The following is a 16,371-nucleotide window of genomic DNA, read 5'->3' as shown; positions in this document are numbered from 1 at the left end:
AAATCATCCACGGAGGCTCATGCCACATGGCCAAGGTCTAATGGCGAGGCCGACTATGGGAAACGGTTGGCGCGACTCCAGATTCCATCGAACGCCCGCGCCATTTCACGGGCGAAATTCTGCGACAGCGACACAACCATGCTTTGCTTCTTCGAGATATCCTTCAAGCTGGCACCGACCAAAAGAAGACCGTGTTGATGGATAAAATATCGGTCGTGCAGTTGTCCTGGTGAGGCTTGGCGAATCTCTAACGGGGTCGAGTGTTCCTTTGTGAACGCAGCCAAGTCGCGCTTCAGCTTATTGCTCTCTTGGATGTTTTCCGTGAGCAGTTTGATCGATGTGGATTTCGTGCAAAGGGCCAAATAGTCGATGGTATGATTGTTGATGTAGGTGTCGCAAACTCGGACCTCGCCACTCAGTTGAGATAGAACGTCCTCCAATTTGCGAATGCTGCTCAAAGCCTGTGTGGGGTCGATGAACAGGGGGCTGAGCCCACTGCCAAGAAGTTCGTCCTCTCCTTTTTTCATGACCTGAAACCGGGCAGGTGCTTTACGTCCTGCGCGAGAAGTAGACTGCCTCTCGGTCGAGAGAATTGCGCTAACGCGTTGCCGTGAAACCGCGATTCCGCAAACGTTCTGCAGAACATCGGAGATTTCCCCCGCCGTCAGGCTTATAGCAGCGCCGCCCCATTTCGCGGCAACGAGTATCCAGAGGACTTGAAGGCGATCGGTTGCAAGTGTGTGAACGTCAGGCAACTCCGAAGTGTCGAGCCCGCGGAATACCTCAACATGCGGGCTTGAACTCATTCGCCCTCACTGGCGGATTGTTGACCGCCCCCTTTTGCCTTCTTACCCCGTTTCTTGCGGCTACTGGAGGCCCGCGTGCCCTCGAAGCCTGAGCTGAGAGCATCGTCTCCGACAGCCGTGACGTAGAACTGATTCTTGCTTCGGGGGTCCTCGGCAATCCACCCGGCTTGGACGGCCTTGCCTACATCGCGAGGGAGGTTCCCCGGAACGATTTCTCGTGCGTTCCGAAAGCCAGCCGCAATATCCTCTCTTGAGAACTCGGTCTGACCATCAACCTCTCTTAAGTACGCGCCAACAGCGACTATCTTTGCGAGGTTATTCTTCGCACCAACTTGGTCGAAGTAGTTGCGAAGGGAGAGACGCTGCTCTCCTTGAACTTCCACAGGCTGAAGGGATGGGGCATGGGCTACAGGTGGCGTAGGCTTCGGCGTTACGGATAGACCTGGAACAGGTGCAGCCCCGCCCATACTGATCTGGAGGATTGCAAGAGCAGTGTTTTCATCGACTTGGCGCTCCAAAGTTAGGCCGCCACCCTTCAGAGTCAGGGAGTATTTCTGCTTGACGAATGCATCGTCTGAAGCATCGGTATAGACTTCGTCACTCATATCAGCCCCAAGTTCAACCCACAGCCAAGGTAGGTAATCGGCTTTGCAAGTGCAAGTGGCGCGGAAGGCAGTTCTGGGTAAGGCAAGCGGGTCTGAGATTGCGCAGTTACGCTGCCGCCCTATGCTTCCAAAAAACAGCTAAAGGGTTTGTTGGTTGTTGGACGTGATGCAGCAGTGACGCTCGTTAACCAACACCAGCTTCTAACCGGGTCCTCGTAAGGAGGTCCTTCAGTCCGAGTGTGAGCCCCGCCACTGTAAACTCGGCCCCCCACGCGATGGGTGGCATGGGTATCTTCAAAATCAGAGCTAAAGGTCTTGTCGGTGTTGTTGGACCGACGAGAGCCGAGTGACTTCCAGCCCCATCAGGCTTTGAGCTAACCGGCCCGGTTGAGCTTCTGAGCGATATCCTCAGGGCGCGGGTGGGCATATCGAAAGAGCATCCGGGGGTCTCGATGACCGGATATGAGTGCGACCTCTGGTGTCGAGAGACCATGCTCAAAGAAACGTGACACAGCCTCATGTCTCAGATCGTGGAGTCTGAGGTCCTCCATTCCGACCCTCTTCCTCAACCGCCCCCACGCCAATCTGAGGGCATTGGCTTTAATTGGGAATACGCGTTCTTCGGTTCGCACTAGTGATGACAGAACTTCCAACGCTCGCGGGCTCAACGGAACTGTGCGCGGATCGCCGTTCTTTGTGTGGGCTAACTTTACCGTTCGCCGCTCCACATCTACATCGCGCCACCGGACTGACAGAAGCTCTCCGCGCCTCATTCCGGTCTCAACCGCCAGCAAAATGAACGGTCGCAGATACCAAGCGGACCTCTCCCCAATCGCCTCTATGAGTTTACCCTCCTCGTCGGGGGCAAGGCGTCGGTCTCTGGGCTTAGAATCCTTAGGAAGTTTGATAGCGTGAACCGGGTTGCTCCTTAAGGGCATGTTCCACTCAGCTTTAGCCACCTCAAACATATGCCGCAAAATGACCAACTCACGACGAACGGACGCGGGCTTAACGAGCTTCAGGCGGTCATCCCGGTACTTTGCGGCGGCGGCTCCCGAGAGCTCCCCAACGCACAGCTCTGAGATGGGATGGCGTTGGAGGACCTTCAGGCGCGAACGTTCGGCCCGTTCGCCTCGTTTCGTGGGTGTAACTTCGCTCTCATAACGCGTCAGGAGGTCTGCCACCGTTGTCTTGTCGAGGTCGCGATTGGATGGCGCTCGCTCGGCGCGATCAATCTGGGTTTCAATGCTCCTAGCCCAAGCCGCTGCCTCGCTTTGGCGAGCAAAGCTCTTGGAAATGGGAGGGTGACCCTCGCGTCTCACTTGGACCTGCCAAGAGGCCCCCCGCTTACGGATCGTCGCCATAGTGCGCGTTCCACCTCAACTGTGACATTTGCTGTGACAGGAGGGTGTTTTCAGCGACTTCTCGGGGGCGGCTCTCGAAGCCAATCCCAAGCATTTCAAAAGCTTAAGACTGGCGCACCCGACACGATTCGAACGTGTGACCTTTGCCTTCGGAGGGCAACGCTCTATCCAGCTGAGCTACGGGTGCTTGAGGCGATGAGCCTAGGCTATCTCCCTACCCGATTGGCGGCCCGAGGGCAACCTCCAAGGGGAACCTAGAGCGGGTTGCCGTGTCGGCATCGATGCGCTCGCAAAACTCCCAAAATGCTGTCAAGCGTGGCCGAGCGAGGGATCCGCCCCCTGTTTGTTCCCAATTGTTCCACCAGCTGAAAGTAACAAAACGACGCAGCCTGTTCGGGGCTAGTAGAAGACCGAATTTCCCTATAGCTCGGCGGCGTTTACGCCAGAAAACCAGCCAAGAATTTTGACGTGCCAGCCTATATCTGAAGCTTGGCCTGTCTTATTCTCGCCCCATTAGGCTACAGTTTGCACGCCCTTGCATAACAACAAGGGAATGCAGTGTGACTAAACGAAAAGTAACGTTAGCACTTTCATGTCTATTCATTTCAGCGGCGGCTGTTTCGTCCTCGGCTTTCGCGGACACCCGCATCGACTATCGCAGCGGCAAGCAGATCCAATCCGGCGAGGCCTCGTGGTATGGCCCCGGCTTCCATGGCCGTCGGACGGCCAGCGGGGAACGCTTCAACACCAATGACATGACTGCGGCGCATCGCACCCTTCCCTTCGGAACGCGGGTTCTGGTCGTGAACAAACAGACCGGCCGCTCGGTGGTGGTGCGCATCAATGATCGCGGGCCCTTCGTCCGTGGCCGCGTGATCGACCTTTCCCGCGCCTCGGCGCAGGCCATCGGCATGTCGGGAACAGCGGCGGTCGACGTATCGCAGCTCTAACCGGCCCATCGGGCCAGCCTTCCGCTACCCCGAAACCCGAATTCGGGTTTTGCAATGGCCCCCTCGCCTGCGGCATCTCTGCACGGACGCGAGGGGACCTTTCTCAGAGGTTCCGAACCGGAACGGCGCGGTTCTAAGCGCGGGCCATGCCGGGAGCAGGAATCTCGACCTCGATCTCGAGGGTCGAGAGATCGGCGCCGCGATTCATGCGGACGTGAACCCGGTCGCGCTCGACGGCTACATGGCGGCCGACGACGGCCAGGATCTCTTCCCGCAGCAGCGCCACGAGATCGGGCTTGCCGCCGACGATGCCGCGCTCATGCGCCAGCAGGATCTGCAGGCGTTCGCGCGCAACGGGCGCCGACGTGCGGCGGTTGAACAAGTTCATGAGATTCATGCGGCTCTCCGTCCGAACAGCTTTCCAAGCAAGCCCTTCTTGTCGGAAGGAATCGTCATCTCGACGGATTCGCCTTTCAACCGGCGGGCCGCATCAAAATACGCACGTCCCGGCGCGCTGCCGGGATTGTTCAAGGTGACCGGGCTTCCGACGTTGGATGCGCGCAGAACCTCTTCGCTTTCGGGGATGATGCCGAGAAGCGGAATCGAGAGGATCTCCAGAACGTCGTCGACCTTCAGCATCTCGCCGCGCTCGGCGCGGACAGGGTCGTAGCGGGTGAGCAGCAGGTGCTTTTCCACGCGCTCGCCATTTTCCGCCTTCTCGGTCTTCGAATCGAGCAGGCCGATGATGCGGTCGGAGTCGCGAACGGAGGACACCTCGGGATTGGTGACGACGACGGCGACATCCGCGTGCCGCATCGCGAGCGTCGCGCCGCGTTCGATTCCCGCCGGGCTGTCGCAGATGATCCAGTCGAACTTTTGCTTCAGATCGGCGAGCACACGCGCGACGCCCTCTTCCGTCAGCGCATCCTTGTCGCGGGTTTGCGAGGCGGGAAGCAGCGACAGGTTTTCGATGCGCTTGTCGCGGATCAGGGCCTGATTGAGCTTCGCATCGCCCTGGACCACGTTGATGAGATCGAAGACGACGCGCCGCTCGGCTCCCATCACGAGATCGAGGTTGCGCAGGCCGACGTCGAAATCGATGACGACCACCTTCTCGCCGCTTTGGGCAAGCGCGCCGCCCAAAGCCGCCGTCGACGTCGTCTTGCCGACGCCGCCTTTACCAGATGTTACGACCAGGACTTTCGCCATTGTCGTCTCTCTTTCTCGCTATCAATCCAATGTTGTCAGGATGATCGAATCTCCGTCCAGGTTGACCTGGATCGGTTGACCATGAAATTTTGGGCCGAGATCATCGGCCGTCTTGTAAAGTCCATCGATGGCGATCAATTCCGCCTCGAATTTTCGGCAGAAGATGCGGGCACTGCTCTGCCCCGTGCATCCGGCGATCGCTCTTCCCCGCAGCGCGCCGTAGATATGGATGGAGCCGCCGGCCACAATCTCGGCACCCGAGGCCACGGATCCGAGGATCGTGACATCGCCTTCCGTGTGGATGATCGACTGACCCGACCGCACAGAGCCTTCGACGAGAAGGGCGGTGACCGGCGCGGGTGGGGGAGCGGGTGTCGCGGGCAGGGCCACCGCGTCGAGATCCGGAAAATCGATATCGCCGGCCTGTCGCCCGCCATTGACCGTGGCCGGCATGTCGGCATCGAGAACCGCAGCCGCCGCCCCTTCGAGCCCGATGATGCGGATATCGCGCATCTTGAGCGCGGCGAGGAAAAACTTCAGCTCGGATTTCGACGGCTTGAGAGCCGACACGTCGGCGATAATCGGCCGTCCGGAAAAGAATCCCGGCGAACGCTTCGCGACCTCATCGAGATCCTCGAGCCAATCTCTCAACGGCACTTCCGGCGCGAGAACGAGCGCCAGGAAGGACTTTCCACGGAAGCGAAGAGAGGGGCGGGTGCGAACGGCGATGGTCACGGGCGGTCAGATTCCTGCTGTTCCCCCGATCTCGACGTTTTATGGTTAACGGACGGTTAAATCCGCCGTCGGCGTTAACATTTTTGTGGTGGATGACCTGCGACAAAATGGTCCATTCGCGGAAAATCCTCAGCGCTTGGCCCGGACCCGCTCGCGATAGGCCGTGTAGAGCCCGCTTGCCGCGATGATGGCGGCGCCGATAATCGTCCAGCGATCCGGCAGCGCGCCGAAGACGAGGTATCCCAGCACGCCCGCCCAGATGAGCTGAATGTAGGAAAATGGCGCAATGGTCGATGCGTTAGCGTGACGATAGGCCAGAACGATCAGCCAATGCCCGATGGTCGAGAAGACGCCGACGGAGATGCCAAGCCCGACCTGCCCCAAGCTCGGCACGACCCATACGAACGGCAAGAGAGCGCTCAGCACCACGAAGCCGACGAAAGCCGACCAGGTGAGGGTGGTGATAGCATGATCACGCCCGCTCATCTTGCGGGTGATGACCGCGGCCGCCGCCCAGCTCGCCGCGCCGCCAAGCGGCAGGAGCGCCGCCATGTTGAAAGCGCCCGTCCCCGGGCGAATGACGACCAGCACGCCCAAAAGGCCGACGGCCGCCGCGCTCCAGCGCCGCCAGCCCACGACTTCGCCGAGGAAGACGATCGAAAGCGCCATGATGAGAATTGGCGAGATAAAGTAGATTGCGGTCGCGTCCGCGACCTGAAGAAAGCGCAGGCTTGCCGTGAAGAGCAATGCGGAACCGACGGTACCGAGGCCGCGCAGGACCTGAAGGCCGGGATGCTGCGAGCGCAAGAGCGTGCCACCGCCATTCATCATCAGCAGCGGAATGACGAGGAGCGAGAAGGTTGCGTAGCGCAGCCAGGCGATTTCCACGGCGGGCAACGCGTCCGCAAGGCCCTTGGTGAGAATATCCGAGCCCGAAAAGAAAACGGTGGAGGCGAGCATCAGCACCGTTCCCCACAGCTGCGACTGGACCGGCTTCGCACCGGAATCGCGCTCGACGGGCTTGGCGGACCTCGTCGTCATGGGGGCCGTGGTTTTGGGTGTCATCGGGTTCTCGAAAAGGACAGCATTCAAGGAATCATGATGCGTTTAACAAGCCGCTGGCTCATAAGCGATTGTTCTCGCCGAAAGAGGGCGCAAATGCAGCAACGGCTCCATGCACGCACCGAATACATTAACATCTCGTTGAGGCTGGGCGGGCGGCGCGTTCAGGAGCATACGGGATCATGCAAGTGAGCATGCAGGCTTCGCCAAGGCGGCTCGAAGGCGGAACCCCGGCTTTCCGTCGGTTGAACCTTGCTCTGTTCGCGGCGGGCTTTGCGACCTTCGCCATTCTCTATTGCGTCCAACCCCTCCTGCCTGTCTTCTCGGAAGAGTTTCACGTCAGCGCGGCTGTCAGCAGCTTGTCCCTGTCACTCAGCACGGGTCTGCTCGCCGTCGCGATGCTCGTTGTCGGATCGCTCTCCGAGGTTTGGGGGCGAAAGCCGGTCATGGTGGCCTCGCTGTTCGCGTCCGCCGTGCTGACGATTCTGTCCGCCGCCGCACCCACCTGGCACGCCCTGCTCTTGACCCGCGTGGCGATCGGGGTGTCCTTGAGCGGGCTGCCCGCCGTCGCCATGGCTTATGTGAGCGAAGAGGTCGATTCCAAATCCGTCGGCCTCGCCATGGGCCTTTTCATCGGCGGGAATGCGATCGGCGGCATGTCGGGCCGCCTCATCACCGGCATCCTGACCGATCTCGGCTCCTGGCGGGTGGCGATTGGGGCCATCGGCACGCTCGGGCTTCTCGCCGCGATCCTGGCATGGCGGAGCCTGCCGGCGTCCGCCCACTTCACGCCCCGCCGCGCCGACTTGATGGAGTTGCTGCGGTCTTTCGCGGACCATCTTCGCGATCCGGGTCTGCTCTGCCTCTACGCGGAAGCGTTTCTGCTGATGGGGGCATTTGTGACGCTCTACAACTATCTCGGCTATCGCCTGATGGCTCCGCCCTATCTCTTGAGTCAGAGCGCCATCGGCGCGATTTTCGTGATCTATCTGGTCGGCACCGCCAGTTCGACGATCGCCGGCAGCCTGGCCGACCGGCTGGGCCGACCGCGCGTTCTCGGCGCGATGATTGCGGTCATGCTGAGCGGCGTTGCGATGTCGCTGCTTGGCCATCTCGCCGCGATCCTGGCTGGAATCGTCGCCGTCACCTTCGGCTTTTTCGGCGCGCATTCGGTGGCGAGCAGCTGGGTCGGCAGTCGCGCGCAAAGCGCGAAGGCGCAGGCCTCCGCACTCTATCTCTTCTGCTACTATCTCGGCTCGAGCTTGATCGGGACCCTGGGCGGCGTGTTCTGGGCGTCCTCGGGCTGGTGGGGCATCGCGAGCCTCGTCAGCGTTCTACTGATCGCCGCGCTCGCCGTCGCGCTACGTCTGATCACACTCTCGTCGCGCATGTCCGATTGATGCAATTCAACTTGCGACGCGCACGAGCAACTTGCCGAAATTCTTCCCCTTCAGCAGGCCGATGAAAGCCTCCGGCGCCTTCTCCAGCCCCTCGACCACGTCCTCGCGATATTTGATCTTGCCCTCGCGCAGCCATTGCGACACCTCGCGCTGGAAATCCTGCGCCTGGGACGCGAAATCCCGCACGATGAACCCGCGCAAGGTGAGACGGCGAGACAGGACCGCGCTCATGAGCAGCGGCAGGCGGTCAGGGCCCGGCGGAAGTTCCTTCGCGTTGTAATGGGCGACGAGACCGCAGACCGGCACCCGCGCGAAATCGTTGAGAAGCGGAAACACCGCATCCCAGACCGCGCCGCCGACATTCTCGAAATAGACATCAATCCCTTTCGGGCAGGCCGCGCGGAGTTTGTCCGGCATATCCGCCGCGTAATGATCGATCGCAGCGTCGAAGCCGAGCTCCTCCACGAGATAGCGGCACTTGTCGGGCCCACCCGCGATGCCGACAGCGCGGCAACCTTTCAGCTTGGCGATCTGACCGACGAGGGAACCGACGGGTCCGGCGGCGGCTGCCACGACAACCGTTTCGCCGGACTTGGGCTGGCCGATGTTCAAGAGCCCCGTATAGGCGGTCATCCCCGGCATGCCGAGCACGCCGAGCGCCGTCGAGATCGGCGCGAGCGACGGGTCGAGCTTGCGCAATCCGGTTCCGTCCGACAGGGCATGGTCCTGCCAGCCGGACTGCGACAGCACGATATCGCCGACGGCGAAATCGGGATGACGGGAGGCGACGACCTTGCTGACCGTGCCGCCGACCATCGGCTCGCCGATCTCGACCGGCTGCGCGTAGGACTTGGCCGCGCTCATGCGCCCGCGCATGTAAGGATCAAGTGAAAGCCACCGCGTCTGCAGGAGCACCTGCCCCTCGCCCGGCTCAGGGACCGGCGCTGACTCAAGCCGGAAATCCGACGGTTTTGGCTCTCCCACCGGCCGCGAGGCCAGCACGATGCGTCGACTGGATGCTGCGGGCATTCGGCTCTCCTCCGCATATTGCAATGATCAAGATCGTGCGCGGAAAACCCGGCAGCAGGGACTTTGTTCAAAGATCGTCGGAGCGACCTCTCCCTAGACCTTTAGTCTATGGGCCCCCAAAGCTCCGGCATGTTATCTCCCAATCGCTTCCCCATTTCCCGTCAGATCGCAACGACAAGCCTCATATCATCATGGATTTCTCCACCGCGGTCCTTCTTGCCGCCTCAGGTCTTGCGGCCGGTCTCGTCAATGCCATCGCCGGCGGCGGCACCTTCTTCACTTTCTCGGCTCTTGTCGCGGTGGGTCTTCCGCCTGTCGTCGCCAACGCCACCAGCGCGGTCGCGGTCACGCCCGCCAATCTGGCCAGCGCCTGGGCGTATCGCCGTGAATTGATGGCCAATCTCCGGCGCTTCACGGCGTTGGGAATCGTCAGCCTGATCGGCGGCCTTATCGGGGCGTACATTCTGACGGTGACGGACAACACCGCCTTCCGACGGCTCGTGCCGTGGCTTCTCCTGTTCGCGACCCTGCTCTTCGCCGCAAGCCCGCGCATCGTGGCGCTCGCCCGCGCCATCGGCCGCTCCGAGGGCCACACGCCGTCAACCCGCGCCTGGGCAGCGGGCCTGGCGTTCCAGTTTCTCGTGTCCATTTACGGCGGCTTCTTCGGCGCGGGCATGGGCATCGTGATGCTCGCCGCGCTCGCCATCACCGAGGGTGACGACTTTCATCTGATCAATTCGGCCAAGCACCTGTGCTCGACCCTGATCCAGCTCGTCGCGGTTTGTCTCTTCATCGCGGCCGGTCTCGTCAGTTGGCGCGAAATGTTCATCGTTGGCGCGGCCTCCGTCATCGGCGGCTATCTCGGCGTCGTCTTCGGCCGTCGCCTTTCGCCTGGCGCGATCCGTTGGCTCGTGATCGGCGTGGGCGCGGCCCTGACACTCTACTTCTTCTTAGGATAACCCCACGCCCGAACGCAGGGCCAACACCTTTTTCCGAGCGTCGCCCGATTCACGCCACAACCTTAACCCTAGGTGTCCCGGTGTGATTCGGACCTCTTGCGAAAAGGACAATGCGGTGACTGAAACAAAGAACCTGACGGGACTCGACGGCTCTCAATCAGTCAGCGCCCTCGGCCTGCGCTGGGCCGCGTTACGCGGCATGCTGACCTCGCCGCTGATCATGGTCGAGGACCAGCGGCACCTGCGCGAGGAATTGCTGCGGGAATTGGGCGTGATCGAACATGAATTCGTTTCCCTGCCGTCGCGCAACGCCACGGAAATCTCGGCCAAGATCGACATCGCGAAATCGGCCCTGCGGGACGGCTTGCAGGCCGGGCAATCCTGGCTGATCGAGCTTCTCGACAGCATCCAGAACGATCTTCAGGCAACGAACGCCAAGGTGCCGGGAGCGAACCGCTCCACCGCCAATCTCGCGCGCGCCTATCAGCAGCGGAATGAGGCCGCGGCCCCGGCCGCCTCGGAACCCGAGACAACGCCCGCTGCCTGATGCTCGTTCGAGCGCGCCGCGGCTCTTGGAGCATGATCAGAACAAGTGGAAACCGGCCGTTCGCCCGGATCATGCGGCAACAAGGAATCCGGAGCTTGATCAGGTTTCAAAGAGACATGATCAAGCTCTAGACCAATCCCGGATCGATGGTGCTCTTGCGCTCGAGCCACGCGGGCACCGGCAGGTTTTTCGCGCGTAGGAAATCCGGGTTGAAGAGCTTGGACTGATAACGCGTGCCGTAGTCGCACAGCACGGTGACGATGGTGTGCCCCGGTCCGAGATGCTTCGCGAGGCGGATCGCGCCGGCCACATTGATGCCGGACGATCCGCCGAGGCACAGGCCCTCAAATTGCAAAAGATCGAAGATGACCGGCAACGCCTCCTCGTCCGGGATCTGGAACGCGATGTCGATGGGCGCGCCCTCGATGTTCTTGGTGATGCGGCCCTGGCCGATGCCTTCGGTGATGGACGATCCGGTCGCCTTCAACTCGCCGGTCGTGAAATAACTGTAGAGCGCCGCCCCCATCGGGTCTGCAAGGCCGATGGCGATCTTGGGGTTGCGCTCCTTCAAGGCCATGCCGATGCCCGCGAGCGTCCCGCCCGTGCCGACGGCGCAGATGAAGCCGTCGACCTTGCCTTCCGTCTGCTCCCAGATCTCGGGGCCCGTGGTCTCCCTATGGCCCTGGCGGTTCGCCACGTTGTCGAACTGGTTGGCCCAGATCGCGCCGTTCGGCTCGGATGCGGCTAGACGCTCCGCCAGACGGCCCGAGACCTTCACGTAGTTGTTGGGGTTCGCATAAGGCACCGCCGGCACCTCGATCAGCTCCGCCCCCGCGAGGCGCAGCATATCTTTCTTTTCCTGGCTCTGCGTATCGGGGATCACGATGATCGTGCGAAAGCCCAGCGCGTTGCCGACAAGCGCGAGGCCGATGCCGGTATTGCCCGCCGTGCCCTCGACGATGACGCCGCCGGGTCGCAGCGCGCCGCGCTCGATTGCGTCCTGAATGATGAACAGCGCCGCCCGGTCCTTCACCGACTGCCCTGGGTTCATGAACTCGGCTTTGCCGAGAATGGTGCAGCCGGTCAGCTCGGAAGCGCGACGGAGCTTGATGAGGGGCGTATTGCCGATGGCGGCAAGGATGTCGGGCTTAAAGGTCATGAAGAGGCGCTCTCAAGATCGATCACCGGAGGGATTTTGAGACTCTCAATAGCAGCAAAAAGCCCAATTCAAACGCGCTGTTTCACGCCCATCGACGGTCCCGGCCCGCCGGGAAACCTCAAAACCGCCAGATAAAGTTGCCCTTGAGCGCGTGCTCTTGGGCGCGGTTGCCGATCTGGCCCTGATAGGCCGCTCCGAGCGTGACGGCCCTTGTTACCTGCCAGTCGAGACCGGCTTCCGCCACGAGCGCATTGCGATCGACCGGCGTGCCCGTCACGGTGAACGCGGACGCGCCGCCGCCAAAGGCGAGAAGCGCATTCGGGCTGACGTCGCCATAAGCATAGCGCCAGGCGACGAGCCCTCGCAGATTGACCGGGATTTCTTCGCTCAACCGCGCCTCGGCCCGCACGCCGAGCGTGGTCGTGCCGAGGTCCTGATCCTGCCCATACCCGGTCAGGGCTGCGGGACCGCCATTCTCGGTGAAACCCTCGGTGTGCAACCGCATGGCCGCAAGCCCGATGAAAGGCTCGATCTGGGTACGGCCGCCATCGATGCGATAGCCGAGTTCGCTGAAAGCCTGCAGAGTCGAACCGCGATAGGACGCGCTGAGCTGATCGAAGAAGCCGGGGAAGACCACCCTGCGCTTGGTGTCGATGTCGGTTGCCGCATAGCCCGCGCCGAGGCGAAGTTGGATGCCTCCCCACGCTGCCGATCCATAGAGGGAACCAAAGACGCTCTCGTTCGAGCCTGACGAAAGGCGTGCCTCGACATCGAAGGTCGTGCGCGTGAAACCTCCCGCAACGCCGACGCGATAAGCCCGACGCGGCGCGAACTCCGCTCCGATCATGAAGCCCCCCGTGGCGCTGTCGAGAGCAGCCGCATTGCCGTTGGCGCGCGTCTTGCCCCAGGAGCCGAAGCCTTCGCCCCAGAGCGTGAAGGCGCGCGGGTCGAGATCGGGATAGGGCACGGCGACGGGATCGGGCTGCCCGCGCGGCCGATCCATCGCATAGGCAGCATAGACGCTGCTTCCCGGCACGAAGGCGGGCCCGCGCGACACACCGCGCAGACGGGCCATCAAGGTCTCGGTGACGAGCCCTCCATTGGCGTAGGCCGATGCCGCCGCACTCGCATAAGCCTCACCGGAGAGCCCGTTGAAGGCCTGCCGCGCGCCGGAGACGCTTTGACCGATCACGGCGCGAAAGAGCGGGTTATTCGCGCCGAGCGTCTCGACCGCACCCGCGACGGACGTCTGGTTGCTTGAGGTCGCGACAGACGGGAACGGCACAGGCCCCGATGGGCCCGATGGCCCCGGTGGTCCGCTCTTGCGGGGCAGGGTCAGATCAACCTTCTTCGCGTCATATTCCAGCACAGGGGACAGAAAAGCGAAATCATGGGCAAGGCTGGCGAACGTTCCCGACACGCCGTCCGCGGCCGACAAGAGCGTGTAGCGCGCACCGGGCACATAGGTCCCACCTGGCAGCGTCGTCACGCTGACCGTGCCGCCCTGAAGCTGCGCGGCGCCGGACACGCTGATCCGGTCGTTTCCAACGCCCGGCATGATGCGGACGCGATAGGTCGAGCCCGCCTCGAAGGATGCGTTGCCATCCACATCAAGGCTCTTCGTCAGATTGCCGGGAGCCACGAATGAACCGTTCCGCGCCAGAAGCCCGCCGATCTCGCCAGCGCCGCTCAAGGTCGCGGCATCGGCGACCGTGACGCTGGAGGTGAGAGACCCGTCGACCTGCAAGGTCCCAGCCTGGACGAGCGTTCCGCCCGTATACGTGCTGGTCCCCGTCAGCGTCAGACGGCCTGCCCCGGCCTTCACCAGCGAACCACCGACGCCACCGGACGCGCCGCCGTCATGGAAGCCGCCCTGAACGATGCCATCAGCACCATTGCTGCCGAGCGTCAGCTTGTTGCCACCGAGAAAGACATTCCCCGCGCCTGTGAGTGAACCAATCGCCATCGGCCCGGTATGACCGCTGATGTCCACGTTGCCGCCGGCATTGTTGACGATGGTCACAAGGTCCGCCGTCGATCGCCCGCTGAAATACGCGGTGCCCTTGTCGTTGTTCACGATGCTGGACGTGCCGGCGGAGCTATTGTCGGTAAAGGTGACATAGCCGAAGGCGCCATTCGTGAAACTCGCGGCCTCCGCCGTGCTGGTGTCCGAAAAGGTGACCCCGGTGCGGGCCGCAAGGCTCGACCCCGCATTGTCGAACCGTGCCTGGGCCGCCTTCCCCGCACCCTCGAACAGGATCGTGCTGCCGTTTGTGCTCGTGACACGCGCAGTGCCCGCGCTGGCGTTACCGGCAAAGACGAGCGCGCCATGATCATTGGTGATGGTAGCGCTTCCCGCGGACGCTCTATCGTTGAAGCGCAGATGGCCCCCGTCCATGGTCTTGAGAGACAACGCACCGGCGCTGGCGCTGTCGGAAAAGGTCAATGTCGAATCCGCGCCGTCCACGACAACGGGGCCCGAGCCGAGCGCGCCATCAGTCTTGACGAGGAGAGTGCCTTCGCTGACCTGTGTTCCGCCGCGATAATCGTTGGCCCGCGTCAGACGCAAGAGGCCCGCGCCGGCCTTTTCCAATCCGCCATTGCCGGTGACGAGTCCCGCGAGTGAAAAGTCCTGTCCGGCATCGACGGTCACCCCGCCGTTGCCTGCGCCGAGCGTGACCATGCGCGCGGTCGTAAAGCCTCTTGTCGCGCGCAATGCGCCGCCGTCGAGCCTCACGCCGCCGGATGGAGCGCCCAGGTTGGCGTCGCTTGAGACCGAGACGACGCCACCATTGACCGACGTGCCGCCGGTATAGGTATTCGCCGCCGCCAATGTGAGCGTGCCGGGGCCGATCTTCGTCAGCGCGCTGCCGCTGGCGACACCATCAAACGTCAGCGTGCGACCGGAATCGACGGATACGCTGGGTGCGTTCGCGCCGATCGCGACGAGACGGCTCGAGGCAAAGGTCTCCTTGGCGCGGAACGTCCCGCCGTCGAGCCTCAGATCCCCGGAGGAATCGCCGAGATTGGCATCGCTCGAAACAGCAAGCGTACCGCCCCTGACCCGGGTGGCGCCGGTATAGGTGTTGACGCCGGAGAGGGTGAAGGTGCCTGAACCCTCCTTGACCACGGATCCGTCAATGCCGCCGATCACGCCGGAGAATTCGGTGTCCGCATTGTTCCGGCCGACCGTTAAGGTCTCTGCGCCGAGGGCCACGTTGCCCGCACCGGCGAGCGAACCAATCCGCTGGTTGAAACCATTGAGATCGAGGATGGCGCCACTCGCGATCGTGAAGGTGCTGTTCGGCGACAATCGGTTCATGCCACCGGGCTGCAGCGTCCCTGCGTTGACGTTCGTCGCGCCGGTATAGGTGCTGGTGCCAGACAGTGTCAGCGTGCCCGCGCCGGTCTTCGTGAGGATGCCTCCCGGCCCGTCATTGTCATAGATGGTGCCCGCGAACGACAATGCGTAACCGTTCGTGTCGATCTTGCCGCCTGCCGTATTGATGCCCATGGAAAGATTGGCGAGGGTCACGCTCGCGCCGGCCTGAAGAGTGCCGCCATTGAGAGTGATCTGCCCCAAGCCGAGGGCGTTGCCATGGGTTACACGCAGCGCGCCTTCGCTGATGATCGCCCCCATGTCGAAGGTATTGGCATTCGAGAGCACGAGCGTGCCAGCGCCAGTCTTGATGATTCCCCACGGGTCGTTGCGGCTTCTGATTAGCCCGGCATAGGTCCCGACCGCGCCCGTTCCGACGGTGAAGGCGAGATTGCCTTCGAGGTCCGCCTCATTCGAGATTGTGATCCCGTTCCGGATTTCGAGCGTTCCTCCATAAGAGGTGAGCACCCCGCTCCCGAGCGCATTGTTGTGACCAACGCTGATCGTCGCGTTGTTGTAGAGCTGCGTTCCACCCGTAAAGCTGTTGCTTCCTGAGAGAGATAACGTCCCCCGCCCGTCCCTGATGAGAGCGCCGCCTCCGGAGACGACCCCGTTCAGCGCGAACTGATCCCCCGCATTGCCGCCCCTGACCGTCAGCTGGCTATTGAGCGACAGGTCTTGGTTGATCGTCAGGCTGAAGGGCGCGGTGGGGGCAATGTCGATGGCCGCATCGATCCCGGAGAAGGACAAGCTGCCGCCGGCCAGCGCGCCGAAGGTCCATGCGCCGCCCATCGGGGGCGCCACCGAGAGACGGTTGATCAGAAGAGCGCCGAGATCGTTGTCCGTGCTGAAGACGCTGCCGCCCGTATCGAACACCAGGTTTGCCGTCGGGGAGCTCATGGGCAGAGCTCCAGCCTGCCAGTTGACGAAGTTCGACCACGCTCCGCCGGTGCCCTGGAACGTATAGGTCTGAGCCTGAACCCGCTCCGCGGCGCCAACGGCAACGACTGCAAGCACGATGGCCGTGGATTGCAGCAATGCTTGGCGTTGCCAATGCAGGGGTCGGTTCATGTCTGCGCTCTCCTGAGGGCAAATCATCTGACCGACCTGCACGCACAAGCGGGACACTAAGAATTTATCCTATCTCGTCTATCAGTTTCCGTAAGG

General features: G+C 62.3%; 14 protein-coding genes and 1 tRNA gene. 4 read left to right on the top strand and 11 right to left on the bottom strand.

Features of this window, described 5'->3' with window-relative positions:
• Positions 1 to 53: 53 nt before the first annotated feature.
• The 4 genes from I2H38_RS08020 to I2H38_RS08005 form a co-directional block, all read right to left on the bottom strand.
• A complete protein-coding gene (locus tag I2H38_RS08020) occupies positions 54 to 806 on the bottom strand; it encodes a hypothetical protein (protein ID WP_196271278.1) in 753 nt (250 codons plus the stop codon).
• A complete protein-coding gene (locus I2H38_RS08015) occupies positions 803 to 1,411 on the bottom strand; it encodes a hypothetical protein (RefSeq protein WP_196271277.1) in 609 nt (202 codons plus the stop codon). Before I2H38_RS08015 ends, I2H38_RS08020 begins: the two co-directional genes overlap by 4 nt.
• A 374-nt stretch (positions 1,412 to 1,785) precedes the next feature.
• Entirely contained in the window at positions 1,786 to 2,775 is a 990-nt protein-coding gene (locus I2H38_RS08010) for a site-specific integrase (RefSeq protein WP_196271276.1), read from the bottom strand.
• Positions 2,776 to 2,885: 110 nt separating this feature from the next.
• Positions 2,886 to 2,962, bottom strand: a tRNA-Arg gene (locus I2H38_RS08005).
• Between the two features lie 460 nt (positions 2,963 to 3,422).
• On the opposite strand from I2H38_RS08005, the gene I2H38_RS20900 reads away from it, so the two are divergent.
• A complete protein-coding gene (locus I2H38_RS20900; RefSeq protein WP_407664048.1) occupies positions 3,423 to 3,725 on the top strand; it encodes a septal ring lytic transglycosylase RlpA family protein in 303 nt (100 codons plus the stop codon).
• Positions 3,726 to 3,858: 133 nt separating this feature from the next.
• Here the strand turns inward: I2H38_RS20900 and minE are convergent, their stop codons facing one another.
• From minE to I2H38_RS07980, 4 genes are all read right to left on the bottom strand, one after another.
• Positions 3,859 to 4,122 carry a cell division topological specificity factor MinE gene (gene minE, locus I2H38_RS07995; RefSeq protein ID WP_196271274.1) on the bottom strand — a complete coding sequence of 88 codons (264 nt, stop codon included), beginning with the start codon at positions 4,120 to 4,122 and terminating at the stop codon, positions 3,859 to 3,861.
• A complete protein-coding gene (minD, locus tag I2H38_RS07990) occupies positions 4,119 to 4,934 on the bottom strand; it encodes a septum site-determining protein MinD (RefSeq protein ID WP_196271273.1) in 816 nt (271 codons plus the stop codon). Before minD ends, minE begins: the two co-directional genes overlap by 4 nt.
• A gap of 21 nt (positions 4,935 to 4,955) precedes the next feature.
• The gene (minC, locus tag I2H38_RS07985) at positions 4,956 to 5,669 is read right to left on the bottom strand and encodes a septum site-determining protein MinC (RefSeq protein ID WP_196271272.1); all 714 of its coding nucleotides are present in this window, start codon (positions 5,667 to 5,669) and stop codon (positions 4,956 to 4,958) included.
• 129 nt (positions 5,670 to 5,798) lie between these two features.
• Positions 5,799 to 6,734 (bottom strand): DMT family transporter, encoded by a 936-nt coding sequence (locus I2H38_RS07980; RefSeq protein WP_229426585.1) that lies wholly within the window; start codon positions 6,732 to 6,734, stop codon positions 5,799 to 5,801.
• A gap of 179 nt (positions 6,735 to 6,913) precedes the next feature.
• Here I2H38_RS07980 and I2H38_RS07975 point away from each other — a divergent pair, with 179 nt between their 5' ends.
• Positions 6,914 to 8,131, top strand: a complete 1,218-nt coding sequence (locus I2H38_RS07975; RefSeq protein WP_229426584.1) for an MFS transporter — start codon at positions 6,914 to 6,916, stop codon at positions 8,129 to 8,131.
• Positions 8,132 to 8,137: 6 nt separating this feature from the next.
• On the opposite strand, the gene I2H38_RS07970 is transcribed toward I2H38_RS07975, so the two are convergent.
• Complete coding sequence (locus tag I2H38_RS07970) at positions 8,138 to 9,160, bottom strand: NADP-dependent oxidoreductase (RefSeq protein ID WP_196271271.1); 1,023 nt, start codon at positions 9,158 to 9,160, stop codon at positions 8,138 to 8,140.
• A 191-nt stretch (positions 9,161 to 9,351) separates the two neighbouring features.
• Between I2H38_RS07970 and I2H38_RS07965 the strand changes: the two genes are divergently transcribed.
• Positions 9,352 to 10,119 carry a sulfite exporter TauE/SafE family protein gene (locus I2H38_RS07965; protein ID WP_196271270.1) on the top strand — a complete coding sequence of 256 codons (768 nt, stop codon included), beginning with the start codon at positions 9,352 to 9,354 and terminating at the stop codon, positions 10,117 to 10,119.
• Between the two features lie 115 nt (positions 10,120 to 10,234).
• Complete coding sequence (locus I2H38_RS07960; protein ID WP_196271269.1) at positions 10,235 to 10,666, top strand: hypothetical protein; 432 nt, start codon at positions 10,235 to 10,237, stop codon at positions 10,664 to 10,666.
• 127 nt (positions 10,667 to 10,793) lie between these two features.
• Here the strand turns inward: I2H38_RS07960 and I2H38_RS07955 are convergent, their stop codons facing one another.
• The gene (locus I2H38_RS07955; protein WP_196271268.1) at positions 10,794 to 11,825 is read right to left on the bottom strand and encodes a cysteine synthase A; all 1,032 of its coding nucleotides are present in this window, start codon (positions 11,823 to 11,825) and stop codon (positions 10,794 to 10,796) included.
• A 118-nt stretch (positions 11,826 to 11,943) separates the two neighbouring features.
• The gene (locus tag I2H38_RS07950; protein ID WP_196271267.1) at positions 11,944 to 16,275 is read right to left on the bottom strand and encodes an autotransporter outer membrane beta-barrel domain-containing protein; all 4,332 of its coding nucleotides are present in this window, start codon (positions 16,273 to 16,275) and stop codon (positions 11,944 to 11,946) included.
• Positions 16,276 to 16,371: the final 96 nt, after the last annotated feature.

The organism is Microvirga alba, from assembly GCF_015694465.1.
In the GTDB taxonomy this organism is placed as follows: Bacteria; Pseudomonadota; Alphaproteobacteria; order Rhizobiales; family Beijerinckiaceae; genus Microvirga; species Microvirga alba.
Note: the sequence above shows the minus strand (reverse complement) of the source record. Positions and strands in the feature narration are given on the sequence as shown.